The organism is Streptomyces indicus (assembly GCF_900100315.1).
Lineage (GTDB): Bacteria > Actinomycetota > Actinomycetes > Streptomycetales > Streptomycetaceae > Streptomyces > Streptomyces indicus.
This window is the reverse complement of record NZ_FNFF01000002.1, coordinates 84,531-109,785: the sequence shown is the minus strand read 5'-3', so window position 1 is coordinate 109,785 and position 25,255 is coordinate 84,531. Positions and strand designations below refer to the sequence as shown.

General features: G+C 71.1%; 23 protein-coding genes. 13 read left to right on the top strand and 10 right to left on the bottom strand.

The window, feature by feature from the left end; genetic code table 11:
• The first annotated feature begins 185 nt into the window (after nucleotides 1–185).
• On the top strand, nucleotides 186–1,622 hold the full coding sequence (locus BLT97_RS07005; RefSeq protein WP_093607896.1) for a gamma-aminobutyraldehyde dehydrogenase: 1,437 nt from the start codon (nucleotides 186–188) through the stop codon (nucleotides 1,620–1,622).
• 82 nt (nucleotides 1,623–1,704) lie between these two features.
• On the opposite strand, the gene BLT97_RS07000 is transcribed toward BLT97_RS07005, so the two are convergent.
• Nucleotides 1,705–2,337 (bottom strand): hypothetical protein, encoded by a 633-nt coding sequence (locus BLT97_RS07000; RefSeq protein WP_093607895.1) that lies wholly within the window; start codon nucleotides 2,335–2,337, stop codon nucleotides 1,705–1,707.
• A 151-nt stretch (nucleotides 2,338–2,488) separates the two neighbouring features.
• Between BLT97_RS07000 and BLT97_RS06995 the strand changes: the two genes are divergently transcribed.
• From BLT97_RS06995 to BLT97_RS06985, 3 genes are all read left to right on the top strand, one after another.
• On the top strand, nucleotides 2,489–3,142 hold the full coding sequence (locus BLT97_RS06995) for a response regulator transcription factor (RefSeq protein WP_093607894.1): 654 nt from the start codon (nucleotides 2,489–2,491) through the stop codon (nucleotides 3,140–3,142).
• Nucleotides 3,143–3,209: 67 nt separating this feature from the next.
• Nucleotides 3,210–4,349 (top strand): sensor histidine kinase, encoded by a 1,140-nt coding sequence (locus tag BLT97_RS06990; RefSeq protein ID WP_093607893.1) that lies wholly within the window; start codon nucleotides 3,210–3,212, stop codon nucleotides 4,347–4,349.
• A 217-nt stretch (nucleotides 4,350–4,566) separates the two neighbouring features.
• Nucleotides 4,567–5,730 carry an ABC transporter substrate-binding protein gene (locus BLT97_RS06985; protein ID WP_245769224.1) on the top strand — a complete coding sequence of 388 codons (1,164 nt, stop codon included), beginning with the start codon at nucleotides 4,567–4,569 and terminating at the stop codon, nucleotides 5,728–5,730.
• Between the two features lie 9 nt (nucleotides 5,731–5,739).
• Here BLT97_RS06985 and BLT97_RS06980 read toward each other — a convergent pair whose 3' ends face one another.
• Genes BLT97_RS06980 through BLT97_RS06970 form a run of 3 tightly spaced genes read right to left on the bottom strand, consistent with a single transcriptional unit; the run spans nucleotide 5,740 to nucleotide 8,046 of the window.
• Nucleotides 5,740–6,570, bottom strand: coding sequence for a hypothetical protein (locus BLT97_RS06980; protein ID WP_093607891.1), 831 nt, complete (start codon nucleotides 6,568–6,570; stop codon nucleotides 5,740–5,742).
• Entirely contained in the window at nucleotides 6,570–6,833 is a 264-nt protein-coding gene (locus BLT97_RS06975; protein WP_093607890.1) for a MoaD/ThiS family protein, read from the bottom strand. The genes BLT97_RS06980 and BLT97_RS06975 overlap by 1 nt, the downstream gene beginning before the upstream one ends.
• A 31-nt stretch (nucleotides 6,834–6,864) precedes the next feature.
• Nucleotides 6,865–8,046: an acyl-CoA dehydrogenase family protein gene (locus tag BLT97_RS06970; protein ID WP_093607889.1), complete on the bottom strand. Its 1,182-nt coding sequence runs from the start codon at nucleotides 8,044–8,046 to the stop codon at nucleotides 6,865–6,867.
• Nucleotides 8,047–8,245: 199 nt separating this feature from the next.
• On the opposite strand from BLT97_RS06970, the gene BLT97_RS06965 reads away from it, so the two are divergent.
• Entirely contained in the window at nucleotides 8,246–8,782 is a 537-nt protein-coding gene (locus tag BLT97_RS06965; RefSeq protein ID WP_093607888.1) for a hypothetical protein, read from the top strand.
• A 15-nt stretch (nucleotides 8,783–8,797) separates the two neighbouring features.
• On the opposite strand, the gene BLT97_RS06960 is transcribed toward BLT97_RS06965, so the two are convergent.
• Complete coding sequence (locus tag BLT97_RS06960; RefSeq protein WP_093607887.1) at nucleotides 8,798–9,973, bottom strand: serine hydrolase domain-containing protein; 1,176 nt, start codon at nucleotides 9,971–9,973, stop codon at nucleotides 8,798–8,800.
• A 224-nt stretch (nucleotides 9,974–10,197) separates the two neighbouring features.
• Entirely contained in the window at nucleotides 10,198–11,235 is a 1,038-nt protein-coding gene (locus tag BLT97_RS06955; RefSeq protein ID WP_093607886.1) for an adenosine deaminase, read from the bottom strand.
• A gap of 350 nt (nucleotides 11,236–11,585) precedes the next feature.
• Between BLT97_RS06955 and BLT97_RS38270 the strand changes: the two genes are divergently transcribed.
• A complete protein-coding gene (locus tag BLT97_RS38270) occupies nucleotides 11,586–12,785 on the top strand; it encodes a DUF4190 domain-containing protein (protein ID WP_245769195.1) in 1,200 nt (399 codons plus the stop codon).
• A gap of 113 nt (nucleotides 12,786–12,898) precedes the next feature.
• On the opposite strand, the gene BLT97_RS06945 is transcribed toward BLT97_RS38270, so the two are convergent.
• Nucleotides 12,899–13,462, bottom strand: coding sequence for a riboflavin biosynthesis intermediates N-glycosidase (locus tag BLT97_RS06945; protein WP_093607885.1), 564 nt, complete (start codon nucleotides 13,460–13,462; stop codon nucleotides 12,899–12,901).
• A 210-nt stretch (nucleotides 13,463–13,672) separates the two neighbouring features.
• Between BLT97_RS06945 and BLT97_RS06940 the strand changes: the two genes are divergently transcribed.
• From BLT97_RS06940 to BLT97_RS06910, 7 genes are all read left to right on the top strand, one after another.
• On the top strand, nucleotides 13,673–15,208 hold the full coding sequence (locus BLT97_RS06940) for a gamma-aminobutyraldehyde dehydrogenase (RefSeq protein WP_093607884.1): 1,536 nt from the start codon (nucleotides 13,673–13,675) through the stop codon (nucleotides 15,206–15,208).
• Nucleotides 15,209–15,281: 73 nt separating this feature from the next.
• The gene (locus tag BLT97_RS06935) at nucleotides 15,282–16,532 is read left to right on the top strand and encodes a polyamine ABC transporter substrate-binding protein (protein WP_093607883.1); all 1,251 of its coding nucleotides are present in this window, start codon (nucleotides 15,282–15,284) and stop codon (nucleotides 16,530–16,532) included.
• A 50-nt stretch (nucleotides 16,533–16,582) separates the two neighbouring features.
• The gene (locus BLT97_RS06930; RefSeq protein ID WP_093607882.1) at nucleotides 16,583–17,728 is read left to right on the top strand and encodes an ABC transporter ATP-binding protein; all 1,146 of its coding nucleotides are present in this window, start codon (nucleotides 16,583–16,585) and stop codon (nucleotides 17,726–17,728) included.
• On the top strand, nucleotides 17,725–18,657 hold the full coding sequence (locus BLT97_RS06925; protein WP_093607881.1) for an ABC transporter permease: 933 nt from the start codon (nucleotides 17,725–17,727) through the stop codon (nucleotides 18,655–18,657). Before BLT97_RS06930 ends, BLT97_RS06925 begins: the two co-directional genes overlap by 4 nt.
• A gap of 11 nt (nucleotides 18,658–18,668) precedes the next feature.
• Complete coding sequence (locus tag BLT97_RS06920; protein ID WP_093608325.1) at nucleotides 18,669–19,457, top strand: ABC transporter permease; 789 nt, start codon at nucleotides 18,669–18,671, stop codon at nucleotides 19,455–19,457.
• Between the two features lie 41 nt (nucleotides 19,458–19,498).
• A complete protein-coding gene (locus tag BLT97_RS06915) occupies nucleotides 19,499–20,923 on the top strand; it encodes an NAD(P)/FAD-dependent oxidoreductase (protein WP_093607880.1) in 1,425 nt (474 codons plus the stop codon).
• A 180-nt stretch (nucleotides 20,924–21,103) separates the two neighbouring features.
• The gene (locus tag BLT97_RS06910; RefSeq protein WP_093607879.1) at nucleotides 21,104–21,565 is read left to right on the top strand and encodes a hypothetical protein; all 462 of its coding nucleotides are present in this window, start codon (nucleotides 21,104–21,106) and stop codon (nucleotides 21,563–21,565) included.
• Nucleotides 21,566–21,710: 145 nt separating this feature from the next.
• Here the strand turns inward: BLT97_RS06910 and BLT97_RS06905 are convergent, their stop codons facing one another.
• The 3 genes from BLT97_RS06905 to BLT97_RS06895 form a co-directional block, all read right to left on the bottom strand.
• A complete protein-coding gene (locus BLT97_RS06905) occupies nucleotides 21,711–22,283 on the bottom strand; it encodes a phosphatase PAP2 family protein (protein WP_342742706.1) in 573 nt (190 codons plus the stop codon).
• A gap of 522 nt (nucleotides 22,284–22,805) precedes the next feature.
• Complete coding sequence (gene gabT, locus BLT97_RS06900; protein ID WP_093607877.1) at nucleotides 22,806–24,140, bottom strand: 4-aminobutyrate--2-oxoglutarate transaminase; 1,335 nt, start codon at nucleotides 24,138–24,140, stop codon at nucleotides 22,806–22,808.
• A gap of 281 nt (nucleotides 24,141–24,421) precedes the next feature.
• Nucleotides 24,422–25,186, bottom strand: coding sequence for an NAD(P)-binding domain-containing protein (locus tag BLT97_RS06895; protein ID WP_093607876.1), 765 nt, complete (start codon nucleotides 25,184–25,186; stop codon nucleotides 24,422–24,424).
• Nucleotides 25,187–25,255 lie beyond the last annotated feature (69 nt).

Genomic DNA, 25,255 nt, shown 5'->3' with positions numbered 1-25,255 from the left:
CGTCGCTTTTGCAAGCCCTGAGCGATGAAATCCGTTGTCTGGCGCTTCCGATTGCGCGGATTCCGTAGTTGTGACCTAAGCGGTATGTCGAAAGCGTCGGTCGTCGGTCTAGGGTGGGTGGTCTCACGTACTGGACAAGTACGGGCGTACGCCCAAGGGAAGCACCACTACAGGAGGGCCGGGCAGTGAGCACCGAACTGCGTCGTCTGCGGAACTACATCAACGGCGAATTCCGGGACGCGGCCGACGGCCGCACCACCGAGGTGGTGAACCCGGCCACCGGCGAGGCGTACGCCACGGCGCCGCTGTCCGGACAGGCCGACGTCGACGCCGCGATGGAGGCCGCCGCGGCCGCCTTCCCGGCCTGGCGCGACCTCGTACCCGCCGAGCGCCAGAAGTACCTGCTCAAGATCGCGGACGCCTTCGAGGAGCGCGCCGAGGAGCTCATCGCCGCCGAGGTCGAGAACACCGGCAAGCCCATCGGCCTGACCCGCAGCGAAGAGATCCCGCCGATGGTGGACCAGATCCGCTTCTTCGCGGGCGCCGCCCGGATGCTCGAAGGCCGCGCGGCCGGCGAGTACATGGACGGTCTGACCTCGATCATCCGCCGCGAGCCGATCGGTGTCTGCGCGCAGGTCGCGCCGTGGAACTACCCGATGATGATGGGCGTGTGGAAGTTCGCCCCGGCGCTGGCCGCGGGCAACACCGTGGTCCTCAAGCCCTCGGACACCACCCCCGCCTCCACCGTCCTGATGGCCGAGATCATCGGCTCGATCGTCCCGAAGGGCGTGTTCAACGTCGTCACGGGCGACCGCGACACCGGCCGCCTGATGGTGGAGCACAAGATCCCCGCCATGGCCTCCATCACCGGCTCCGTGCGCGCCGGCATGCAGGTGGCCGAGTCCGCCGCCAAGGACCTCAAGCGCGTCCACCTGGAGCTCGGCGGCAAGGCGCCCGTCGTGGTCTTCGAGGACACCGACATCGCCAAGGCCGTCGAGGACATCTCCGTCGCCGGTTTCTTCAACGCCGGCCAGGACTGCACCGCCGCCACCCGCGTGCTCGTGCACGAGTCCATCCACGACGAGTTCGTGCAGGCCCTCGCCAAGGCCGCGGCCGACACCAAGACCGGCATGCCGGACGACGAGGACGTGCTCTACGGGCCGCTCAACAACCCGAACCAGCTGGCCCAGGTCAGCGGCTTCATCGACCGCCTCCCGGCGCACGCCCGCGTCGAGGCCGGCGGCCACCGCGTCGGCGACAAGGGCTACTTCTACGCCCCGACCGTCGTCTCGGGCCTGAAGCAGGACGACGAGATCATCCAGAACGAGGTCTTCGGCCCAGTCATCACCGTCCAGTCCTTCTCCTCCGAGGAGCAGGCGATCGAGTACGCGAACGGCGTGGACTACGCGCTCGCCTCCTCGGTGTGGACGAAGGACCACGCGCGCGCGATGCGCATGTCCAAGGTGCTGGACTTCGGCTGTGTGTGGATCAACACCCACATCCCGCTCGTTGCCGAGATGCCGCACGGCGGCTTCAAGAAGTCCGGTTACGGCAAGGACCTTTCGGCGTACGGCTTCGACGACTACACGCGCATCAAGCACGTGATGACGTCCATCGGCTGAGCGGCCTGACGGTTGCGTGAAGGGCGGTCCCGCGGTGCGGGGCCGCCCTTCGGCGTTGCAGGGGCCTGGTGCGGCTTCGGTGTTACGTGGCTTCGGACGTGCCCGGTATGCCGGCGTCCTCGAACTCCTCGTGCAGGGAGGGCCCTTCGGGGCCGGTCCTGCCGGGCGGCCCCGGCTTCCCGGGCGGTGCGGGCCGGTCGGGGAGGGGTGCGCCCGCCTTCTCCATGATCGGGGCGCAGGTCTTGTAGGCCTTCTCGTACGCCGCGGAGTGCGGGTCGAACTGCTTGCCGCTGCCGGTCAGTTCGAGGCGTACACCGTCCCCGGCCTTCGACACCTCGAAGTCGGGGAAGTTCTTCAGGCCGTTGTCGCGCATGCACTCCGAGAAGTCCGCGGCACCCTGCTTCACCTTGCCGAGGTCGCCGCCCTTGAGCATCAGCACCATCGCGAACCGCGCCCCGGCCTTCTTGTCGCCGCCGCCCAACGCGAAGTTCCCCTCTTCGAGGGGCGCTCCGTCCGCAGCCGGGTCGGGCCGCTCGTAACCCGGCGGGGTCGCGCCGTCGGACGCCATGGCCTGCACGGAGAACACGGTGCCGAGGGCCGCCGCCGAGAGCAGCGCGCCGGCCGCCACGAGCCGCCGCGTCCTGGCACGCGCCGGGCGGGGCGGCGGGGCGGGCGGGTGCTGCGGCATGGGCGGTACGTGCATGGGTTCCTCCATGGGGCCCTCCTGGGTGTCCTTGGCCGGTCTGCGGTGCCGGCCGTGCGGACCCAGGACACCGCGTGACCGGTTACGGCAGGGGAACAGTCCGGAAGCGCTCTCGGGGTCACCGCTTACGCCGCCGTAACCAGGCCGTCGGCACACTGCGGGCATGCGCGTGCTGGTGGTCGACGACCATGTGGAGCTGGCCGAGACGGTCGCCGGGGGACTGCGCCGCGAAGGCATCGCGGTCGACCTCGCCTTCGACGGGCCCGCGGCCCTGGAGCGGGCCGGGGTCAACGGCTACGACGTGGTCGTCCTCGACCGCGACCTGCCCGGACTGCACGGTGACGAGGTGTGCGCCGCCCTGACCCGGGGCGGCAGCCGCGCCCGCATCCTGATGCTCACGGCCTCGGGGACGGTGGCCGACCGGGTCGAGGGCCTCGCCCTGGGCGCCGACGACTACCTGGCCAAGCCCTTCGCCTTCGCCGAACTTGTCGCGCGGATACGGGCGCTGGCCCGCCGCGCCCAGCCCGCCCTGCCGCCCGTCCTGGTCCGCGGCGGGCTCCGCCTGGACCCCGCGCGCCGCACCGCGAGCCGGGAGGGTCGTGAACTGGCGCTCAGCCCCAAGGAGTTCGCCGTACTGGAACTGCTCATGGCCGCGCAGGGCGCCGTGATCTCGGCCGAGGAGCTCCTGGAACGGGCCTGGGACGAGGCCGCCGACCCCTTCAGCCAGACCGTGAAGGTCACCGTCAGCCGGCTGCGACGCAAACTGGGCGAGCCGCAGCTGATCGAGACGGTGGAGCGCGCGGGGTACCGGCTGTGAGCCGCCGTACGCCGGATGCGGGGTGCCGGCTGTGAGCGGCACGCGTGCCGGATGCGGGGTACCGGCTGTGAGCGGCAAGCGAGCCGGACTCTTCCCCCGTACGATCCGCTGGCGTCTGACCCTCCTCTACAGCGGCCTCTTCGTCGTCGCAGGCACGCTGCTGCTCGCCATCACCTACGTCCTGGTCTCGCAGGCGGCGCCCACCTCCTCCCAGGGCTCCGTGCAGCTGCCCGAACTCCCGGGCGGCGGGCAGGGGTTGCACTCGGTCATCGAGAAGGAGGTGGCGGGCGCCCGCGCCGACCAGCTCGACACGCTGCTGTTGCAGTCCGCGTTCGCGCTGGCCCTGATGGCCGCCGCGTCCCTGCTGCTCGGCTGGATCGTGGCCGGCCGGGCGCTCGCACCGCTGCGCACCATGACCGCGGGCGCCCGCCGGATCTCGGCGGACAACCTGCACGAGCGGCTCGCGGTGCACGGCCCGGACGACGAACTCAAGGCGCTCGCCGACACCTTCGACGCCCTCCTCGCCCGCCTGGAGGACTCCTTCGCGGCCCAGCGGCAGTTCGTCGCCAACGCCTCCCACGAGCTGCGCACCCCGCTCACCTTGCAGCAGGCCGTCATCGACATCACGCTCGCGGACCCCGCCGCGGATCCGGCGGCCCTGCGGGACGCCCTCGGCCGGGTGCGCGCGGCCGGGCAGCAGCAGGAGCGCATGATCGACGCGCTGCTCACCCTGGTGCGCAGCCAGCGCGGCCTCGAGCGCCGCGAACCCGTGGATCTCGCCGTGCTCGTACGGGAGCTGCTGCCCGCGGACGGCGCCCTGCGGGTCGAGTCCCGCCTCGATCCGGCCCCGGTCCTCGGCGACGCCCAGCTCCTGGAACGCCTGGTCACCAACCTCAGGGACAATGCCGTACGGCACAACACGCCCGATCCGGACGGCAGTTGGCTCAGCCTGCGCACCGGGCTGCGGGACGGCCGGCCCACGCTGCGGATCTCCAACAGCGGGCCGCTCATCCGCCCCGACCAGATCGCCGTGCTCTTCCAGCCCTTCCGCCGCCTCGGGCCCGACCGCGTGCGCGGCAACGACGGCGGCCAGGGCCTCGGGCTCTCCATCGTGGCGGCGGTGACGGCCGCGCACGGGGGAGAGGTACGGGCCTGGCCGCGGCCCGAGGGCGGACTCGACGTGGAGGTGAACCTGCCGGCGGTGTGAGCGGACTCGCGATACGGAGGTGAAGACCTGCCGGAGGCCTGAGCAGACCCGATACGGAGGGACGCGTCGGGCGGAGCCCTCGACAGGGTGTCCGATCATGAACGGACCGCTCGACGCCCCGTCCATTGCCCGCCCCCGGGCCACCCGGCAAGCTGCCGGAGTGCGAACGAACCGAAGCGTCAGTGCCCTGCCCCGTCCCCACCGCAGTGTCAGCGCCCTGTCCCGCCGCAATCTGCTGCGGGCCCTCGGCGGCACGGCGGCCCTCGGCGCGCTGGCCGGCTGCGGAGTGCCGGCCGCGTACATCGGTCCCGAGGACCGGGGCGCGGCCGACCGGTCGGCGCGCGAGAAGCGGCTCAGCTTCGCCAACTGGCCGCTCTACATCGACACCGACGACGAGGACGAGTCGAAGCGGCCCACGCTGGACGCCTTCGAACAGCGCACCGGGATCTCCGTGCACTACACGGAGGAGATCAACGACAACGACGAGTTCTTCGGCAAGATCAGCCCCTCGCTGCTCAACCGCCAGGAGACCGGCCGCGACCTGATCGTCATCAGCGACTGGATGTGCGCCCGCTTCGTACGGCTCGGCTGGGTCCAGGAGATGGACCGCTCGCGCCAGCCCAACGTCGCCAAGTACCTGGACCCGCTCCTGCGCGACCCGCACTTCGACCAGGGCCGCAGGTCGACGGTGCCCTGGCAGTCGGGCATCACCGGCATCGCGTACAACCGCAAGGCGATCGGCCGCGAGCTGCGTTCGGTTTCCGACCTGTGGGCGGATGACCTCAAGGGCAAGATCACCCTGCTCTCCGGCCTCGACGAGGCCTTCGCCCTGCTGATGCAGGGGGAAGGCGTGGACATCACCGACTGGAAGACGGACGACTTCCACAAGGTGTGCGACCGCGTCGAGAAGATGGTGGACTCCCGCCACATCCGCCGCTTCACCGGCAACGACTACCTCAAGGATCTGGAGAGCGGCGACGTCCTCGCCTGCCAGGCGTACTCGGGCGATGTGATCCAGCTCCAGGCCGACAAGCCGGAGATCGAGTTCCTGATCCCCGAGGAGGGCGCCGAGCTCTGGTCGGAGTCCCTGATGATCCCCAACAAGGCCCGCCACAAGGCCAACGCGGAACTCCTGATCGACCACTACTACGACCCCGAGGTCGCCGCCGAACTCGCCGCCTGGGTCAACTACGTCTGCCCCGTCCCCGCGGCCCGCGACGTCCTCGCGAACTCCAAGGACGAGGAGCTCGCGGCCCTGGCCGAGGACCCGCTCATCTTCCCGGACGACGCGATGCGTACGCGTCTGGCGATCGCCCGGGACATCACGCCGAAGGAGCGGCCGGAGCTGGCCAAGCGCTGGAACGGGATCGTGGGGCTGTAGACCCCCTGCTCACGGCTGCGGTTCGAGCACCTCGCAGACCGTCAGGTGCGCCCTGCGCGCGCCCGGCGGCCCGATCCGGTGCCGGAAGCAGAGGCCGCCCGTGTCCGGGACGGCGTGTGCGGACGTACGGACCACGCAGGCGTCGTAGACGAACATGGGCCGGCGGAAGAAGGCGTGCAGCGTGCGGGTCGGCGTGCCGATCACGCGGTGCGGCGGCAGCTCGCCGTGCAGCCCCTCGGTGAACAGCCGTTCCCTTGCCTGCGTGGCCAGTTCGGCCATCTCGATGTACGACCACTGGTCGGCGACCTCGGCGTGGCTGCGGCTGATGAAGGTGCGCCACTCCTGCTCGGGCAGCACCTCCGGGCCGTGGCCGGGGTGCGGGTCGGGCGGGCGCGGGACGGGGACGGTCTCGGCGGGTGTGAACCGCTCGCGCAGTGCGGCGTGCAGCACCCCGGGGCCCGCCGACAGACCGGCGCCCTCGGCCACCGAGAGGACCCGGGCCGACAGGACCGCGTGGGCCAGCGGCCGGCCGCCGGCCGCGCAGTCGACCGTGAGCCGCATGCGCTCCCCTGCCGGATCGAGGGTGAGGCCGCACCGCACGTCCACGGACGCGGCCTCGGTGAACCCCGGGCGGCCGGGCACGTCGTCGATCCGCAGATCGGTCACGACCACCGCGTTGCCGTACTCCGCCACCATCGCGGGGAAAGGCGTCACGTACTGCCCGAGCCAGCGCGCGAGGCCGGACGAGGCCTGGCCGAGGACGAACCGCGGCCGCAGCTGGAGCGGGCTGAACATGGTGGTGGTGCCGGGCTCGCTGAGCCGGACCAGGCGCGGCTCCATCAGCCGCCCGCGACCGCGGTGAGGAACTCGACCTCGTCGCCGTCCCGCAGGGGCCGGTCTGTGTCAGCGGCCACGACCTCGCCGTTCACGATCAGCCGGTGCACCTGCCGCAGCCGGCCCTCGTCGTCCCACAGGACCGGCCCGAGCTGCGGGAACCGCACCCGCACCGAACGCATCGCCTCCGCAAGGGAGTCGGCCTCGACCGTGACGCTGCGTTCGTATCCGGTGAAGCGCAACAGCAGTCCGGAGAAGTGGAATTGCATGGGGAGCCTCCCTTTTCGCGTTCCGCCGGGTTCAGATCAGGCGCCGGGCCACCATCGAGCCCAGGGTGATCTCCAGGGAGTGCTGGGTGCCTCCCGCCGGGATCAGGCCGGCGCAGTCCCGCAGGTAGCGCCCGTAGTACTCGTCGCCGTAGAAGGCGTGCCCGCCCAGCACGCGCAGCGCCTCCTGGGCGATCAGGAGCGCCTGTTCCGCGGTGAAGTGCTTGGCCGCGGAGATCTTCGCGTCGTACACGAGGTCCGTCTCGCCCCGCGCCTGCCGGTCGAGGACGTCGTGTGTCATCGTCCGGGCCACGTCGGTGGCGATGTGCATACGGCCCAGGCCCGCCGCCACGTTGGCGTGGTCGAGGACCGGCCGGCCCTGCCGGGTCACGGTGCGCAGCCGGGCCGCGCACCGGTCCACCAGCTGGCGCATCCGGCCGACGGTCCACGAGGCCTGCATGCTGCGGCGCTCGTTCAGGTACCACTGCGAGTGGTCGAGCCCGTCGGTCCAGGTCAGGATCCGCTCGGGGGCGAGCCGCACGCCGGTCAGGGTCAGGGCGGCCATCCCGGCCGAGCGTGCACCGAGCCCGCCGGCCGGAGTGAGCTCCACGCCGGGGTCGTCCCGGTGGACCAGACAGGCCGCGAGCCGGCCCTCGTGCGCGAGCGCGTACACGAGGAACACATCCGACAGGAGCCCTCCGGTCAGATAGCACTTCCTGCCGGACAGGAGCCCGCCGTCCCCGTCGGGAGTCAGACGCGTCTCCCAGGAGAAGAAGTCGGCGTCCTCGGTGAAGGCGAGCGTGGCCGTCAACTCGCCGGTGACCAGCGGGCGTACGTAGTGCGCGGTCAGATACGGGTCACCGGACTGGTGCAGGGTCTGGGCGATGCTGGTCGACATGCTCACCACCAGGGAGAGCGCCGCCTCGTCGCACTGGTAGGTCACCTCTTCCAGGACGCGGCCCCAGACATCCGGGCCGAACCCGTCACCCCCGACGTCCTGCGGCAGTCCGAGCCGGTGCAGCCCTTCGTCCGCGGCCCGCCTCAGAAACTCCCTCGGACAGGCCTCCGCCTCCTCGTACCGCCGCGCCGCCCCGGCCCCGGCATCCTCCAGGAGCCTGCCCCAGCGCTGTTGTACGTAGGTGGCGACGGCTTCGTCGGACCGGAGGTCGAGGGGGAGGGGCAGGGTATGGGGATGGGCGTCGGGCTGTGCGGTCATGGCCGGTCCCTTCTGGTGCCGCCGGGAGCCGTACCAGCACAGCGCAGGAGCGCGCCGCCGACGAGAGGGTCCCGTGCGCCGGAGGGGGACACCACCGTCAACTTTGTGAATTTGTATGGCATTTCGGCATCCGGGCAGCACGAACCGGCGGCGCACCCCCAGTTTTGAACGTGTTCAACGACGGGCGTACGCTCCTGCCATGAGTGAGCGAGCCGCCCTGCTCAAGGGCATCCGCGCGTGGCTGGTCCTGTTCGTCGTCTGCCTGGTGCTCAGCGGGGCCACGGCCTTTCCTCTCGTCCACGAGCTGCGCTGGACCGAGGACTTCCTGGACTGGCTCTCCGTCGGGGACCACCTGCCCGCCCTCATGGAGTGGATCGAACGCGTCCGCGCCGGCCTGGACGCGGCCGACGCGGACTATCCGTTCCTCCTCTACGGCACCGACTGGCTGGCCTTCGCCCACCTCGTCATCGCCGTGGCGTTCCACGGGCCCTACCGCGACCCGGTGCGGAACATCTGGGTGATCGAGTTCGGCATGATCGCCTGCGCCGGGATCGTCCCGCTGGCCCTGATCTGCGGGCCGGTCCGGGGGATCCCCTTCTGGTGGTCGGTGATCGACATGGCGTTCGGTGTGTTCGGGGTGATCCCGCTGTACGTGGTGCGGCGGAAGATCAAGCGGCTCGAGGCGCTCACGGGGCGTGCGGCAGAGGGCAACCCCGTTCCCGCGCCCGCCGGTTGAACCCCGTTCCCGCGCCTAGCGGTTGAAGGCGGGGAAGGCGAAGCGCATCGCCAGGGGGCCGCCGTCCTGGTGGGCGTCGGTGGCGTTGACCGAGTAGACGACCGTGCGGGACAGGTCGCGGGTCGCGCCGATGACCGTGTGGAAGCCGGGGCGGGCGCCCGTCTTGCCCCAGATCACCTTGCCGTTGTACTCGATGCGTTCGAGGCCGGCCGCCATGGTGGCCGGGTCGCCGGTCTCGATGTCGTCCACCGTCGGCACGGTGAACATCTCCTGGAGCTGGGGCTCCGGCACGATCCGGCCCTGGAAGAGGGAGACCAGGAAGCGCTCCAGGTCACGGGCCGAGGAGATCATGTCCCCGGCCGCGAAGCGGTCGGTCACGTTCCACTCCGTGACATCGACGAGCTTGCCGTTCATCTCCTGGTAGCCGCGGTGGTGGGGGCCGCGGATCTTGGGGTCGGAGCCAGGGAAGTACGAGTCGCGCATGCCGAGCGGCCGGAAGATCCTCTCCTGGGCCTGGTGCGCGAACGAGTCGCCCGTGACCTTCTCGATGATCAGACCGAGCACCGTGTAGTGGATGTTGGAGTACCGCTGGTGCGTACCGGGGGAGTGCAGCGGGCCCGCCGCGACCGAGGCGGCCACGACCTCCTGGGGCGTCAGGGTCTCGAAGCGGCGCTCGTACAGCTCCTCGTCGGTGTCGCCGAGCGAGGCGCCCGGCTTCAGGCCGCTGGTGTAGTTGAGCAACTGCCGTACGGTGATGGGCTCGAACTCGGGGGAGGGGAGCAGACCCGGCAGGTACTCCTGGACCGTGCCGTCCAGGTCGAGCTCGCCGTCCGCGACCAGCCGCAGCGTGAGCGCGGCCGTCACGATCTTCGTGGTGGAACCGGCCCGGAAGCGGACGTTGTCCCGGGCGGGCGCACCGGACTTGAGGCTGCTCACCCCGGCGACCCCGTGCCAGTCGCGGCCGTCGCCGCCCACGCGGACGAGCGCCGCGGTGGCCTGCTCGTCGGGCAGGCCCTGGAGCGCCTTCTCGAGTGCCGCCACATCCGGGCCGTTCTCCTCGGCGAACGCGACCGCGGCCGGGGCCGCCGTCGCGGGCCGGCCGTCGGCGAAGGCCGGGGCGGCGAGCGTGCCGCCGGCGGCGAGGCCGAGCACGAGGGCGGCGGCGACGGTCGTACGCAGGGATGCGCGCATGCTGGGAACTCCAAGTGGCCGTGGGTGCGGATGAGTCGGTGCACGTCGGTGGTGCGCGTCCGTGGTGCACCTTGCTGGTGTGCGTCCTTGGTGGACGGCTCTCATCCTGCTGATCGCACGGCCGCCGCGGATCATCGCGACGGAGGGTGCCGCCCCTGGGCTGACCCTGGGGCGGCACCGGCCCGGCGTACCGGAGTTGTCAGGGGCGAACCCCTACGGGACGCTCAGGGCGCGAGCCAACCGTCCACGTACGTGGTGATTTCGTCCTTGATCCGCTGCTTGCCGGCCGCGTCGAGGAAGGACGCGTCCACGGCGTTCCGCGCGAGGCCGGCCAGACCGCGCTCGTCGAGGCCGAGGAGGCGGGCGGCCACCGCGTACTCCGAGTTGAGGTCCGTGCCGAACATCGGCGGGTCGTCGGAGTTGATGGTGACCGTCACGCCGGCCTGCACCATCTCCTTGACGGGGTGCTCGTCCAGGGTGGCCACGGCGCGCGTGGCGATGTTGGACGTCGGGCAGACCTCGAGCGGGATGCCGCGCTCGGCCAGGTGCGCGAGCAGGGCGGGGTCCTGGGTGGAGCTCGTGCCGTGGCCGATGCGCTCGGCGCCCAGTTCGTTGAGGGCGTCCCAGACCGTCTGCGGCCCGGTGGTCTCGCCCGCGTGCGGGACCGAGTGCAGGCCGGCCGCGATGGCGCGGTCGAAGTACGGCTTGAACTGCGGGCGCGGTACGCCGATTTCGGGGCCGCCGAGCCCGAAGGAGACCAGGCCCTCCGGGCGCAGCGCATCGTCCGTGGCGAGCTGTGCGGTCACCTCGGCAGCCTCGAGCCCGGCCTCGCCGGGGATGTCGAAGCACCAGCGCAGCACCGTGCCGAACTCGGACTCGGCCGCCTTGCGCGCGTCCTCGATCGCGTCCATGAAGGCGCGCGCGTCGATGCCGCGCTTCACGGAGCTGTACGGGGTGATGGTCAGCTCCGCGTACCGGATGTTCTGGCGGGCCATGTCGCGGGCCACCTCGAAGGTGAGGTGCCGGACGTCCTGGGGGGTGCGCACCAGGTCCACGACCGCCAGGTACACCTCGATGAAGTGGGCGAAGTCCGTGAACGTGAAGAAGTCCACCAGCGCCTCGGGGTCGGTCGGGACCGTCGAGTCGGGGTGGCGGGCGGCGAGGTCGGCGACGATCCGGGGCGAGGCGGAGCCCACGTGGTGGACGTGCAGTTCGGCCTTGGGCAGCCCGGCGATGAAGCGGGTCAGGTCCGTCGCGGTCACGGGGTCCTCCGGTCGGTGGGTGCGGTGCGGGTGCGGTGCACCGGGTGGCGGCTGGAGCGCGGTGCTCCGGGTGAGGGCTGCGCCGCGGTCGCCGGGTCACGGCGGCCGCTCGCCGGATCATCGTAGGCGCGGTGGTACGGGGAGCAGGGCGGCCCTCGGGTACGGGAGCTGCGGCCGCGGCCGGCGATGTCCTTCGCGCGCGATGCCCGTGGCGCGGTATGCCGGTGGCGCCCAATGCCTGTGACTCGCAATGCCCGTCGCGTGCGGGCCGGACCTGCGGTCGGGCGCCGGATACAGGGCCGCGCCCTGCCCGTAGCATGACGGGACGTGCGCAGCTGAAGGGAACGGCGATGTCCGAGCAAGCAGACCAGACGCCCGGCGAGCGGGAGCAGAAGGACCCGTGGGCGCCCCCTGCCGAGCGGACGATCGCGGACGGGGCCCAGGGCGAGGGGACCGCTCAGGTCGGCGACGAGATGGAGACGCTGACCTCGTCGGTGGACGCGGGTGGACCGGTGGAAGCAAGCGGATCGGTGGACGACCGGCCGGTGAGTGACCGACCGGAGGGCGAAGGGCCGGTGAGCGACCGGCCGGTGGTCGATGGGCCCGTCAGTGACCCTTCCGAGGCGGAGACGGTCGGCACGAGTGCCGCCCCCGACCGCGGGACCTCGGCCGCCCCCGCCCCCGAGGGCGAGACCATCAGCGCGCCCCTGCCCGGCAACCACGACGGTGAGACCCTGATCGGCGCACCCGGCGCGGGGCCCGGAGCAGCTCCCGCGCAGCCCGAGGTCTCCCTCACCAAGGACGCACCCCACGCCTCCCCGCAGGCCGCACCCCAGCCTCATCCTCAGCAGACCGCGCCCGCTTCCCAGCCCCAACCCCCGCTCACCGACCGGGACATCTGGGCACCCCCGGCCGAGGACAACGGCACCTCCCCGCAGGCCCCCGGCCCGCACCAGACCCCCGGCCCGTACCAGACCCCGGGCCCGTACCCGGCCCCCGACCCGCAGGCCACGCCCCACGGCGCCCCAGCGGGCGGCTGGCAGAACCCGGGCGGCGCCCCCGCACCGAACCCGTACGGCACCGGAGCCCCCCTCGCCGACGGCGCCGTACCGCCGCCGCCGATCGGACCCGAGGGCCCCGGCCCCGGCTACGGATACCCCGGTTACGGCCCGCAGGCCGGCGCGCCCTACTACGGTGCGCAGCCCGGCTACGGCTGGCCCCACATGCCGGCGGCCCCCAGCAACGGCATGGGCACCGCGGCCCTCGTGCTCGGGATCATCGCCACCGTCGTGTTCTGTCTCTGGCCCGTGGCGATCATCGTGGGCGTCCTCGCGATCATCTTCGGCGCGATCGGCCGCGGCAAGGCGCGCAAGGGCGAGGCGAACAACGGCGGTCAGGCGCTGGCCGGGCTGATCTGCGGCTGCGTCGGCACGGCGCTCGCGGTGATCTTCCTGATCTTCGTCGTGGTCAACAACGACGACCCGTACGACGACGACCCCTACGACTTCGGCAACGTGCACATCCGCACCGAGGCACCCCTCGTCCCCTGAGCCGCAGGCCCCGGCCCCCACAGGCCCTGGCCCTCGCAGACCCGCTTGCCCCCGTGAGGGCGGGCCCGGCCCCACGGGCCCGCCCTCACGCGCGTCACCGCCCGCTCACGCGCTCACCCCCGCAACCGCTCCCGCGCCGCCATCAGCGCGAACCCCAGCAGATTCAGCCCTCGCCACCGCGCGGGATCCCCGGCCCGCTCGTCGTCCGCCGCGAGACCGATGCCCCAGATCCGGTCCATCGGGCTGGCCTCCACGAGCACCCGGTCCCCGGTCCTGAGCAGGTACTCCCGCAGCTCCGGGTGCGCGGCGAACTTGTGCACGCTGCCCTCGGTCACGATGCCGAAGCGCTCGCGCTCCCACACCGCGTCGTCGAAGCCGCGCACCAGGCGGCCCGCCTTCTTCGCGGCCGCCGGTGACGTGGCCCCGAGGGCCTTCCGCTCGGCCTCCGCGTCACCGAACAGCCGGGCCTTCGCCGCCATCATCCAGTGCTCGGCCGTGGCGTACGTGACCCCGTCGACCTCGAAGGGCGCCGGCCACCACTGGCTCAGGACATGCTTGCCCACCTCGCCGCCCGGCGGTGGCGTGTGCCCCCAGAAGTGCAGGAACTTCACGCCCAGACCGCTCTTGACCTGCGACGCGAGTTCGTCGATCTTCTTTTCCACCGCTTCGTTCCCCATGCACGCGAGTGTTTCAGCCACCACTGACACTCCGTCCCTGGTTTTCGCTTGCGGGTGGACACCATGACCAACAGATTCCGTCGAGTAACCAAAAGGCAACAACGGAATCCCTTGGCGGACGGTGCTTCCTCTGTCAGGATCAGCACTCAAATCGAGCTGAAGCCACGGAAAACCCGGATCCACGGAAGCCCTGGAGCTACGGAGAGCGCGATGAGCAACGCCGCACCCACCCCGCACCCGCACGCCGCACCGTTCCCCGCGCAGGAACGCCTTGCGGCGGGCGCCCAGTACATCAACGGCCGCCTCCGCCCCGGCACTTCGGGCCGCACCCACAGCGTCATCGATCCGGCCACGGGCGACGCGGTGTACACGTACGAACTGGCCGGGACGCAGGACGTCGACGACGCGGTCGCCGCCGCCAAGGCCGCCTTCCCCGGGTGGGCGGGCGCGACCCCGGGCGAGCGCTCCGACGCGCTGCACCGGTTCGCCGCCGTCCTGGCCGAGCGCGCGGAGGAGTTCGCGCAGGCCGAGTCGCTCCAGTGCGGCAAGCCCATCAAGCTGACCCGTGAGTTCGACGTGCCGGGCACGGTGGACAACACCGCCTTCTTCGCGGGCGCCGCCCGTCACCTCCAGGGCCAGAGCGCGGGCGAGTACAGCGGGGACCACACCTCGTACGTACGCCGCGAGCCCATCGGCGTGGTCGGCTCCATCGCGCCCTGGAACTACCCGCTCCAGATGGCCGCGTGGAAGGTCCTGCCGGCGATCGCGGCGGGCAACACCATCGTCCTGAAGCCCGCCGAACTGACCCCGCTGACCTCCCTCCTCTTCGCCGAGGCGGCCACCGCGGCGGGCATTCCGGACGGCGTCGTCAATGTCGTCACCGGCACCGGCAAGGAGGCGGGCGAGCACCTCGTGGGCCACCCCGACGTGGCGATGACCTCCTTCACCGGCTCGACCGCGGTCGGCAAGCGGGTGGCCGAGGTGGCCACCGCCACCGTCAAGCGGCTCCACCTGGAGCTCGGCGGCAAGGCCCCGTTCGTGGTCTTCGACGACGCCGACCTGGAGGCCGCGGCCAACGGAGCCGTCGCCGGTTCGCTGATCAACACCGGCCAGGACTGCACCGCCGCGACCCGTGCGTACGTCCAGAGGCCGCTGTACGACGCCTTCGTGGAGCGTACGAAGCAGCTGATGGAGACCGTGCGGCTGGGCGACCCCTTCGCCCCCGACACCGACCTCGGCCCGCTCATCAGCCACGCCCAGCGCGACCGCGTGGCCGGCTTCGTGGAGCGCGCGCGGGGCTACGCGCGGATCGTCACCGGGGGAGAGGCGCCGAAGAACGACGGCGCCTACTTCCAGCCCACCCTCATCGCCGACGCCGCGCAGGACAGCGAGGTCGTCCAGTCGGAGATCTTCGGTCCGGTGCTCGTGGTGCTGCCCTTCGACACCGACGACGAGGGCCTCGCGCTCGCCAACGACACCCCGTACGGACTCGCCGCCTCCGCCTGGACCCGCGACGTGTTCCGCGCGAATCGCGCCACCCGCGAGATCAAGGCGGGCTGCGTGTGGGTCAACGACCACATTCCGATCATCAGCGAGATGCCGCACGGGGGCTACAAGGCCTCCGGCTTCGGCAAGGACATGTCGGCGTACTCCTTCGAGGAGTACACGCAGGTCAAGCACGTGATGTACGACAACACCGCGGTGGCCGCGAAGGACTGGCACCGCACGATCTTCGGGGACCGATAACCGTCAGGCCGCCTGACCCGCGGCCGCACCCTTCCCACACCACAGGGATCCTCCCGAAAGGGCACCAAGCGCCATGGAGCAGTACGAGCCCGACCGCCCCTCCGCCGTTCAACTCGCCGCCTGGCGGCGCAGCATGACCAGCGGCCGGGGCGCGATGTCCCGGCGCGCGATGCTGCGCGCCACCTCGGCGGGAGCGCTCACCGTCGGCGGTCTCGGGGCGCTCAGCGCCTGCGGCATCCCCGCCGCGACCAAGGACGCGGGCGGGGTCGCCGCCGACGACCACTCGAAGAAGGAGAAGCGCGTCACCTTCTCCAACTGGACCGAGTACATGGACGTGGACGACGAGGACGAGAACCGCCGCCCCACCCTGGAGGCGTTCACCAAACGCACCGGGATATCGGTCAAATACACCGAGGACATCAACGACAACACCGAGTTCTTCGGCAAGATCAAGCCGCAGCTGTCGGCCGGGCAGGACACCGGCCGCGACCTGATCTGCGTCACCGACTGGCTGGCCGCGCGGCTGATCCGCTTCGGCTGGGTGCAGAAGCTCGACCACGCCAACACCCCGCACGCCTTCGCCAACCTGGCCCCGCAGTTCCGGGACCCGGACTGGGACCCGGGGCGGGCGTACTCCTTCCCGTGGACGGGCATCGCCACGGTCATCGCGTACAACTCCAAGGCCACCGGCGGCCGTGAGGTCACCTCGGTCTCGCAGCTGCTCGACGACCCCAAGCTCAAGGGCAAGGTCGGCTTCCTCACCGAGATGCGCGACACCGTCGGCATGACGATGCTCGACATGGGCAAGGACATCGGCTCGTTCAAGGACGACGACTACGACGCGGCTATCGCGCGGCTCCAGAAGTCCGTGGACAACGGCCAGATCCGCCGCTTCACCGGCAACGACTACACCGGCGACCTCGACAAGGGCGACCTGGCGGCCTGTCTCGCCTGGGCGGGCGACATCGTGCAGCTCCAGGCCGACAACCCGGACATCAAGTTCCACATCCCCGAGAGCGGCTACCACACCTCCTCGGACAACCTCCTGATCCCCAACAAGGCCCGCCACAAGACCAACGCGGAGCTCCTGATCGACCACTACTACCAGCTGCCGATCGCCGCACAGCTGGCCGCGTGGATCAGTTACGTGTGCCCGGTCGAGGGTGTGAAGCCGGAACTCGCCAAGATCGACGAGGCGTTGGCGAACGACCCGCTGATCGTCCCGGACAAGGAGATGGCCGCCCTCTCGAACTCCTTCCGCTCGCTGAGCAGCGAAGAGGAGTCGAAGTACGAGGAGAAGTTCGCCAAGCTCACCGGCGCCTGAGCCGTACCTCGCCGTCGTCCCGCCCCCTTGACTCCCCTTGTAGGTACCTCATGACTGACACCACCCGCGGCGACGTCCGCCTCTCCGGGATCAGCAAGAAGTACGGCTCCTTCCAGGCCGTCCACCCGCTCGATCTCACGATCCCCGAGGGCTCGTTCTTCGCGCTGCTCGGCGCCTCCGGCTGCGGCAAGACCACCACCCTGCGCATGATCGCCGGCCTGGAGGACCCCACCACCGGCACCGTGCGCCTGGGCGACCAGGACGTGACCGCGCTGCCCCCGTACAAGCGCCCCGTCAACACCGTCTTCCAGTCGTACGCCCTCTTCCCGCACCTCGACATCACCGAGAACATCGCCTTCGGCCTGCGCCGGCGCGGCATCAAGTCCGTGAAGAAGCAGGTGGACGACATGCTGGAGCTGGTCCAGCTCGGCGACCACGCCCGCAAGAAGCCGCACCAGCTCTCCGGCGGCCAGCAGCAGCGCGTGGCCGTGGCCCGCGCCCTGATCAACCACCCCAAGGTGCTGCTCCTCGACGAGCCGCTCGGCGCCCTCGACCTCAAGCTGCGCCGCCAGATGCAGCTCGAACTCAAGCGCATCCAGACCGAGGTGGGCATCACCTTCGTGCACGTCACGCACGACCAGGAGGAGGCCATGACGATGGCCGACCAGGTCGCCGTGATGAACGCGGGCCGCGTCGAGCAGCTCGGCTCGCCGGCCGAGCTCTACGAGAACCCGCAGACCACGTTCGTGGCCAACTTCCTCGGCACCTCCAACCTCATCACCGCCGAGGTGGCCGACAGCAGCGGCGACAGCCTCGTGGTGAAGGCCGGCGACGCCAAGCTGTCCCTGCCCGCCGCCCGCACCAGCGCCGAGACCCGCACCGGCGGGAAGGTCCTGCTCGGTATCCGCCCGGAGAAGATCTCGCTCGTCCACGCCGACGAGGCGGGCACGATCGCTGCGGGCCGCAACCGCATCACCGGCCGCATCGCGCAGTCCAGCTTCATCGGCGTCTCCACGCAGTACGTGATCGACACCCCGGTCTGCGACGCCTTCGAGGTGTACGTGCAGAACATCGAGCGCGACGGCCGCCTCACCCCGGGCACCGAGGTGGTCCTGCACTGGAACCCCGAGCACTCCTTCGGCCTGGACGCGGCCCAGGACATCGACGCGGGCACCGAAGAAGAGGTGACCGCATGACGACGGCCACCGACGCGCCACCGCTCGCCCCCGCGCCCGAGCAGCCGCCCGCCAAACCCCGTAAACCGCGCGGCCGTTTCACCCCGTACTGGCTGCTGCTCCCGGGCCTGCTCTGGCTCGTGGTCTTCTTCGCGCTGCCGATGCTGTACCAGGCCTCGACCTCGGTGCAGACCGGCTCCCTTGAGACCGGCTACAAGGTCACCTGGCACTTCCAGACCTACCTCGACGCGCTCGGCGAGTACTGGCCGCAGTTCCTGCGCTCGGTCCTGTACGCGGGCATCGCCACGGTCCTGTGCCTGCTGCTCGGCTACCCCCTCGCGTACCTCATCGCGTTCAAGGCGGGACGCTGGCGCAACCTGATCCTCATCCTGGTGATCGCCCCGTTCTTCACCAGCTTCCTGATCCGCACCCTCGCCTGGAAGACGATCCTCGCGGACGGCGGCTGGGTGGTCTCGACCCTGGACACCCTGCGCTTGCTGGACGTCACGAGCTGGCTCGGCCTCACCGAGGGCGACCGCGTGCTCGCCACGCCGCTCGCGGTGGTCTGCGGACTCACGTACAACTTCCTGCCGTTCATGATCCTGCCGCTCTACACCTCCCTGGAGCGGATCGACGGCCGGCTGCACGAGGCGGCGGGCGACCTGTACGCGCGGCCCTTCACGGCCTTCCGCAAGGTGACCTTCCCGCTGTCGCTGCCCGGTGTCGTCTCGGGCACGCTGCTCACCTTCATCCCGGCGAGCGGCGACTACGTCAACGCCCAACTGCTCGGCTCCACCAGCGAGAAGATGGTCGGCAACGTGATCCAGTCGCAGTTCCTCACCGTGCTCGACTACCCGACCGCGGCCGCGCTCTCCTTCATCCTCATGGCGGCGATCCTGCTCATGGTCACCTTCTACATCCGCCGCGCCGGAACGGAGGACCTGGTCTGATGTCTGCCTTCATGCGGTGGGTACGCCGCAACCTGGTCGTGCTCGCGGGCCTGCTCACCCTCGGCTTCCTGATCCTGCCGAACGTGATCGTGATGGTCTTCTCCTTCAACAACCCGAAGGGGAAGTTCAACTACGCCTGGCAGGAGTTCTCCACGGACGCCTGGACCGATCCGTGCGGTGTGGCCGACATGTGCGGCTCGCTCTCGCTCAGCCTCCAGATCGCCCTGTGGTCCACGATCGGGGCCACGGTCCTCGGCACGATGATCGCCTTCGCGCTCGCCCGCTACCGCTTCCGCGCCCGCGGCGCCGTGAACTCGCTGATCTTCCTGCCGATGGCCATGCCCGAGGTCGTCATGGCCGCGTCCCTGCTCACGCTCTTCCTCAACATGGGCGCCCAGCTGGGATTCTGGACCATCCTCATCGCGCACATCATGTTCTGCCTGAGCTTCGTCGTGACGGCGGTCAAGGCGCGCGTGATGTCGATGGACCCGCGCCTCGAAGAAGCCGCACGCGACCTCTACGCGGGCCCCGTGCAGACCTTCATACGGGTCACGCTGCCCATCGCGGCCCCCGGAATCGCCGCGGGAGCGCTGCTCGCCTTCGCGCTCTCCTTCGACGACTTCATCATCACCAACTTCAACGCCGGCTCGACCGTGACCTTCCCGATGTTCGTCTGGGGTTCGGCACAGCGCGGCACACCCGTGCAGATCAATGTCATCGGAACGGCGATGTTCGCCGTCGCCGTGATCTGCGTCCTGGCCGGAATCCTGGTCGGGAACCGCCGTAAGAAACACGCATAGGCCCCGTTCTTCTACGGGAGTCCCTGAGGGAGTTGGAAGTCATGGCCCCACGTGCCATGAGCAGCAAGGAAATCCTCGCGTCGCTCGCGGACGCCAAGCCCGTCTCGTACTGGCTCGACGACCCCGGCCGACCCGAGGCACTCCCCGCCCTGACCGGCGACGAGCGGTGCGAGCTGCTCGTCGTCGGCGGGGGATACAGCGGCCTGTGGACGGCCCTGATCGCCAAGGAGCGCGATCCGGGCCGCGAGGTCGTCCTGGTCGAGGCCCAGGAGATCGCCTGGGCCGCCTCCGGCCGCAACGGCGGCTTCTGCGCCGCGTCCCTGACCCACGGCCTGGGCAACGGACTCGCCCGCTGGCCCCGCGAGATCGGCCTGCTCGAGCAGCTCGGCGCGCGCAACCTCGACGCCATCGAGGAGGCCGTGAAGAAGTACGGCATCGACTGCGACTTCGAGCGCACCGGCGAGATCGACGTGGCCACCGAGCCGCACCAGGTGGCCGAACTCACCGAGATGTACGAGGAGATCAAGAGCCTCGGCCTCGAAGGCGGCGTGTCCCTGCTCGACGCGGACGCCCTCCGCGCCGAGGTCGACTCGCCCACCTTCCTCGGCGGCCTCTACGACCGCGACGGTGTGGCCATGCTCAACCCGGCACGGCTCGCCTGGGGCCTCAAGCAGGCTTGCCTCGACCTGGGCGTCCGCATCTACGAGCACACCCCGGCCACCGAACTCTCCCGCCGGGGCGAGCAGATGGCGGTGCGCACCCCGTACGGCCGGATCTTCGCCCGCGACGTGGCCCTCGGCACCAATGTGTTCCCGTCCCTGGTCAAGCGGCTGCGCCCGTACACGGTCCCGGTCTACGACTACGCGCTGATGACCGAGCCGCTCACCGACGAGCAGCTCGCGTCGATCGGCTGGAGCGGACGCCAGGGCCTCGGCGACTCGGCCAACCAGTTCCACTACTTCCGCCTGTCCGCCGACAACCGCATCCTGTGGGGCGGTTACGACGCGATCTATCCGTACGGCGGCAAGGTCCGCGCCGAATACGACCACCGGCCCGAGACGTACGCGAAGCTCGCCGAGCACTTCTTCACCTGCTTCCCGCAACTCGCGGGCGTGCGCTTCAGCCACGCCTGGGGCGGGGCGATCGACACCTGCACCCGCTTCTCGGCCTTCTTCGGCACGGCGTACCAGGGACGGGTCGCCTATGCCGCCGGCTATACGGGACTCGGCGTGGGCGCCACCCGCTTCGGTGCCGAGGTGATGCTCGACCTGCTCGCGGGGGAGCGCACCGAACGCACCGAGCTGGAGATGGTGCGCAGCAAGCCGCTGCCGTTCCCGCCCGAGCCGTTCGCGTGGACGGGCATCACCCTCACGAAGGCCTCGCTCGCGAAGGCGGACGCGAACGGCGGCCGTCGCAACGCCTGGCTGAAGGTCATGGACCGGCTCGGCTTCGGCTTCGACAGCTGAGCCGACACGTTCGGGTGTTTCCGGGGCGTGCGCGATCTTCGCGTACGCAGGCGCACGCCCCTTCCGAGCGGTGTGACCCGCTTCACTACCAACAAGTAGCGAAACCCGCGTAAGCAAACCGCGTCAGGCCCCTCTCCCTCGTGTCAGGCCCAGCCACGTACACGAAAAGGAGGCCCCGCCATGACCGGCACCGGGACCAAGGCGGCAGTGGAATGGCTCGTTTCGGTCGCACCGGATCCCGAGGCCTGCCGCTGGGAGTGGGAGCGCAACCCCCATGGGGTGGCGCTGCTCCCGGCGGGCAGGCTCTGGGATGTTCTGATCCTGCCGGGGGAGCTCGGCTACCCCACGCTCGACATCCTCACGCGCTGCCTCGACCGCCCCGGACCCGTCCTCGCCGACTTCGGTGACGCGAGGATGGGTTTCTTCGTTCCCGAGGGCACGGCGGGACGGTGGGTCGGCACCGGGGTGCGCGGCGCGGGGCGCGGCACCTGGATCGTCGTCCCGTATCCCGGCCGCGCGAGCGGCGGCGGGGTGCGCTGGCTGATCCCGCCGGACGGCTCCGGGACGCTCATCGACCCGAGCCTGCTCGAACTCGCGATGCACGAGGCGGCCGCCGGGCTCGCGCGCGAGACGGAGGGCTGAGGACGCGCGCGACGCAGGACTGAGGACCGCACCGGTTCGACCCGTCCTGGCCTTGGCCGCCCGTGCGGCCGACGCCACGGACCATGTCCTTCCGCAGCACGCCCGTGCGTGCTGCGCCCACAGACTTCGCCGGAAGGCTCCGGCGCTACGCGGCAGGCCGCTGTCCCCGGCCCGCGTGCCGTCCGGGCCGGACCGGCTCCCACCGTTCCCGCAGCCATGCCATCACGACCAGCAGGAGGCCCCCGAGGCACCAGCTCGCCAGGACGTCCAAGGGCCAGTGATAGCCCTGGCGCACCAGGCCGAAGCCGTTGGCCAGGATCAACAGGGCGCCGAGCGCGACCAGTTGGCGCCCGAAGCGCGGGTACGGCAGGAGCAGCAGCACCGCCGCCCCGTACGCCACGACCGTGGTCGCCGCGTGGCCCGAGGGGTAGAAGCCGCCGGATCCGTCCATGCCGGGCGGACCGGGGCGGCCGATCAGGGCTTTGAGCGGGGCGACCAGGGCGGGCACGAGCGCCAGGGCGAGCGCGGCCGTCAGCGGCAGGCGCCACGCGCGGGCGCGCCACACCGTCCAGGCGACGGCCGCCGCGAGGACCGGGACCGCCACCGCGATGTTGCCGAGGTCGGCGCAGAACTCCGCGAGGCCGCCCGGGAATCCGCCGGTCCTGACCGCGTCGCCGACGCGCTCGTCGAGCCGCCGCAGCGGACCGCCGGCCGCCACCTGCCAGGTGAACAGCCCGAAGAGGCCGGCCAGGAGCAGGGCGATAGCCAGGAGCGGGGCAGGGAGAAAAGGAGTCGGCCGTCCGGGAACAGGGGGGGTGGTTCCGGGACGGCCGACTGGATCGGTGTGCCGCGCGCCCCGGGGGGTGTGGGGCGGGCGGCGGTCCGATCGGTGAGGTTCGCCAGAGCCTGGGACTCCGGCTGTGTGCGCGAGGGCACGTCCGAAGCGGGGCTGGGGAGGCTCCGCTCCGGGGTCGCCCACAGTCCCCTGTGGGCGGGGTGTTTCTCTCATCTGGGAAAAACCTACGCCTGGGGGTGCGGGTACGACAGGTGGAATGACAGCTCGCCATCGGGCCCGCACACGGTCTTCACAACCTCCGACTGTTACCCCAGGTCCGCCGGGCCGCATCCGGAAACGTCCACACATCGGCGGACGCATCCGGAGGCGGCATCCCGCGGCCCTTCCCGGCGATACCGGGTCAGATCCGGGCGAAGGCCGGGAGGGGCCGCGGGCGGAGGCGGGTCAGATGCGGGCGAAAGCCTGCTCGAGGATGTCCAGGCCCTCGTTCAGGAGGTCCTCGCCGATGACCAGCGGCGGCAGGAAGCGCAGGACGTTGCCGTACGTGCCGCAGGTCAGGACGAGCAGACCCTCGGCGTGGCAGGCCTTGGCCAGGGCGGCCGTCGCCTCCGGGTTCGGCTCCTTGGTGGCCGGGTCCTTGACGAGCTCGATGGCGATCATGGCACCGCGGCCGCGGATGTCGCCGACGATCTCGTACTTCTCCTGCATCGCCGTGAGGCGGGACTTCATGATCTGCTCGATCTTCTTCGCCTTGGCGTTGAGGTCGAGCTCCTTCATGGTCTCGATGGCACCGAGCGCACCGGCGCAGGCCACCGGGTTGCCGCCGTAGGTGCCGCCGAGGCCGCCCGCGTGCGGGGCGTCCATGATCTCGGCGCGGCCCGTCACGGCGGCGAGCGGCAGACCGCCCGCGATGCCCTTGGCGGTGGTGATCAGGTCCGGGACGACGCCCTCGTCCTCACACGCGAACCACTGGCCCGTACGGCAGAAGCCGGACTGGATCTCGTCGGCCACGAACACGATCCCGTTGTCCTTGGCGAACTGGGCGATCGCGGGCAGGAAGCCCTTGGCCGGCTCGATGAAGCCGCCCTCGCCGAGCACCGGCTCGATGATGATCGCGGCTACGTTCTCGGCGCCGACCTGCTTGTTGATCATGTCGATCGCCTGGGCGGAGGCCTCGGCGCCGGCGTTCTCGGCACCGGTCGGCCAGCGGTAGCCGTACGCCACCGGGACGCGGTAGACCTCGGGCGCGAACGGGCCGAAGCCGTGCTTGTACGGCATGTTCTTGGCGGTCAGCGCCATCGTGAGGTTGGTGCGGCCGTGGTAGCCGTGGTCGAAGACCACGACGGCCTGGCGCTTGGTGTACGCGCGGGCGATCTTCACCGCGTTCTCGACGGCCTCGGCGCCGGAGTTGAACAGCGCGGACTTCTTCTCGTGGTCGCCCGGGGTGAGCTCGGCGAGCGCCTCGGCCACGGCCACGTAGCCCTCGTACGGCGTCACCATGAAGCAGGTGTGGGTGAAGTCCTGGAGCTGGGCGGAGGCCTTGCGGACCACGGCCTCGGCGGAGGCGCCGACGCTGGTCACGGCGATGCCGGAGCCGAAGTCGATCAGGCGGTTGCCGTCGACGTCCTCGATGATGCCGCCGCCGGCGCGCGCGGTGAAGACGGGCAGCACGGACCCCACGCCGCCCGCGACGGCGGCCGTGCGCCGGGCCTGCAGCTCCTGCGACTTCGGGCCGGGGATGGCGGTGACGACGCGGCGCTCCTGCGGGATTGCGCTCATGAGGGGCTCCTTGGGCGATGTGGGGGTTTGTGTGTTTCGGACGCGGTTGTTCTTCTTCGCAGGCTAGGGGTGGGGGATGGGTGCGGGCATGCTCCGTGCTGGAGAAGTGGGCGGGTGTTGTTGTCCGTGGCGGATATAGGTGCGGCGGGTCCGGCCGGGCGGTGGCTGCCGGCTGGGGGAGATTCGGCGGGACCGGTGGTGGGTGCCCGTCAGGGCGGGGCGGTGGGCCCGGTGGTGCGTGTTGGTCAGGGTGGGGCAGTGGGCCCGGTGGGGGGTGCCGGTCAGGAGAGGTCGGTGAGGAGTCCGTCGAGTGCCTGCGTGAGGGCCTGCGCGTTGGCCGCGTCGAACCAGGTCGTACGGATGCGTTCGTTGTTGCCCTTCGGTGTCTCGTGGTCCGCCGCGAGCCGGTCGAGGGAGCGGGCCCCGTCGCCGAGGGAGCGGCCGACGCCCTCGAACAGGCCGCGGACGTAACGCTCGGCGTCCTGCGGGCCGATGCCGTGGCCCGCAGCCCAGGACGTGAGCGTGGCGAGGTACGCGTAGTGGGCGGTGAGCGTGCCGGTCAGCGCGGAGAGGACGTTGAACGCCGCCTCGTCCGGGACGGGCAGCGCGCCGCCCAGGCCCTCGAAGAAGGCGTCCACCTCGGGATGCGAGGGGTGCACCACCGTCATGGACCGGCGATCGCGGATGGTGGGCAGGGGGATGGCGTGCACCAGCGGCGCCTCGGTGGCGAGGGTCCGGCGCAGCTCCTCATTGCCCACCCCGGCCATCACGTTGACCACGGTCCGGTCGGCCGGCACGCGCAGGCCGGCGAGCGCCTGCCGGTGGTCGTCCCGGCGTACGGCGATGATCAGCAAGGTGGCGCGGTCCACGACGTCCTGGTTGTCGGCGCACACCCGTACGCCCTCGTACCGCCCGGCCAGCTCCGCGGCGGTACGTGCCCCGCGCGGGGACAGGAACACCTCGGGCGACCCGCCGCCCCGGGCGCGCAGGCCCTCCACGACGGCCCGGCCGATCTCTCCCACACCGATGATCCCGATGCGCTGCACGGCGTCTCCTCTCCCGGCGACCGCGGCCCTCTGGGCCCCGACGGCGCCCTCGCGTCCGTCCCAGGCGGC

Excerpts from the sequence above, each read along its gene's own strand:
- BLT97_RS07000 (WP_093607895.1), bottom strand. The coding sequence starts at position 2,337 with ATGGAGGAACCCATGCACGTACCGCCCATGCCGCAGCACCCGCCCGCC.
- BLT97_RS06995 (WP_093607894.1), top strand. The coding sequence starts at position 2,489 with ATGCGCGTGCTGGTGGTCGACGACCATGTGGAGCTGGCCGAGACGGTC.
- BLT97_RS06980 (WP_093607891.1), bottom strand. The coding sequence starts at position 6,570 with ATGGAGCCGCGCCTGGTCCGGCTCAGCGAGCCCGGCACCACCACCATG.
- BLT97_RS06975 (WP_093607890.1), bottom strand. The coding sequence starts at position 6,833 with ATGCAATTCCACTTCTCCGGACTGCTGTTGCGCTTCACCGGATACGAA.
- BLT97_RS06970 (WP_093607889.1), bottom strand. The coding sequence starts at position 8,046 with ATGACCGCACAGCCCGACGCCCATCCCCATACCCTGCCCCTCCCCCTC.
- BLT97_RS06965 (WP_093607888.1), top strand. The coding sequence starts at position 8,246 with ATGAGTGAGCGAGCCGCCCTGCTCAAGGGCATCCGCGCGTGGCTGGTC.
- BLT97_RS06960 (WP_093607887.1), bottom strand. The coding sequence starts at position 9,973 with ATGCGCGCATCCCTGCGTACGACCGTCGCCGCCGCCCTCGTGCTCGGC.
- BLT97_RS38270 (WP_245769195.1), top strand. The coding sequence starts at position 11,586 with ATGTCCGAGCAAGCAGACCAGACGCCCGGCGAGCGGGAGCAGAAGGAC.
- BLT97_RS06945 (WP_093607885.1), bottom strand. The coding sequence starts at position 13,462 with ATGGGGAACGAAGCGGTGGAAAAGAAGATCGACGAACTCGCGTCGCAG.
- BLT97_RS06940 (WP_093607884.1), top strand. The coding sequence starts at position 13,673 with ATGAGCAACGCCGCACCCACCCCGCACCCGCACGCCGCACCGTTCCCC.
- BLT97_RS06935 (WP_093607883.1), top strand. The coding sequence starts at position 15,282 with ATGGAGCAGTACGAGCCCGACCGCCCCTCCGCCGTTCAACTCGCCGCC.
- BLT97_RS06930 (WP_093607882.1), top strand. The coding sequence starts at position 16,583 with ATGACTGACACCACCCGCGGCGACGTCCGCCTCTCCGGGATCAGCAAG.
- BLT97_RS06925 (WP_093607881.1), top strand. The coding sequence starts at position 17,725 with ATGACGACGGCCACCGACGCGCCACCGCTCGCCCCCGCGCCCGAGCAG.
- BLT97_RS06920 (WP_093608325.1), top strand. The coding sequence starts at position 18,669 with ATGCGGTGGGTACGCCGCAACCTGGTCGTGCTCGCGGGCCTGCTCACC.
- BLT97_RS06915 (WP_093607880.1), top strand. The coding sequence starts at position 19,499 with ATGGCCCCACGTGCCATGAGCAGCAAGGAAATCCTCGCGTCGCTCGCG.
- BLT97_RS06910 (WP_093607879.1), top strand. The coding sequence starts at position 21,104 with ATGACCGGCACCGGGACCAAGGCGGCAGTGGAATGGCTCGTTTCGGTC.
- gabT (WP_093607877.1), bottom strand. The coding sequence starts at position 24,140 with ATGAGCGCAATCCCGCAGGAGCGCCGCGTCGTCACCGCCATCCCCGGC.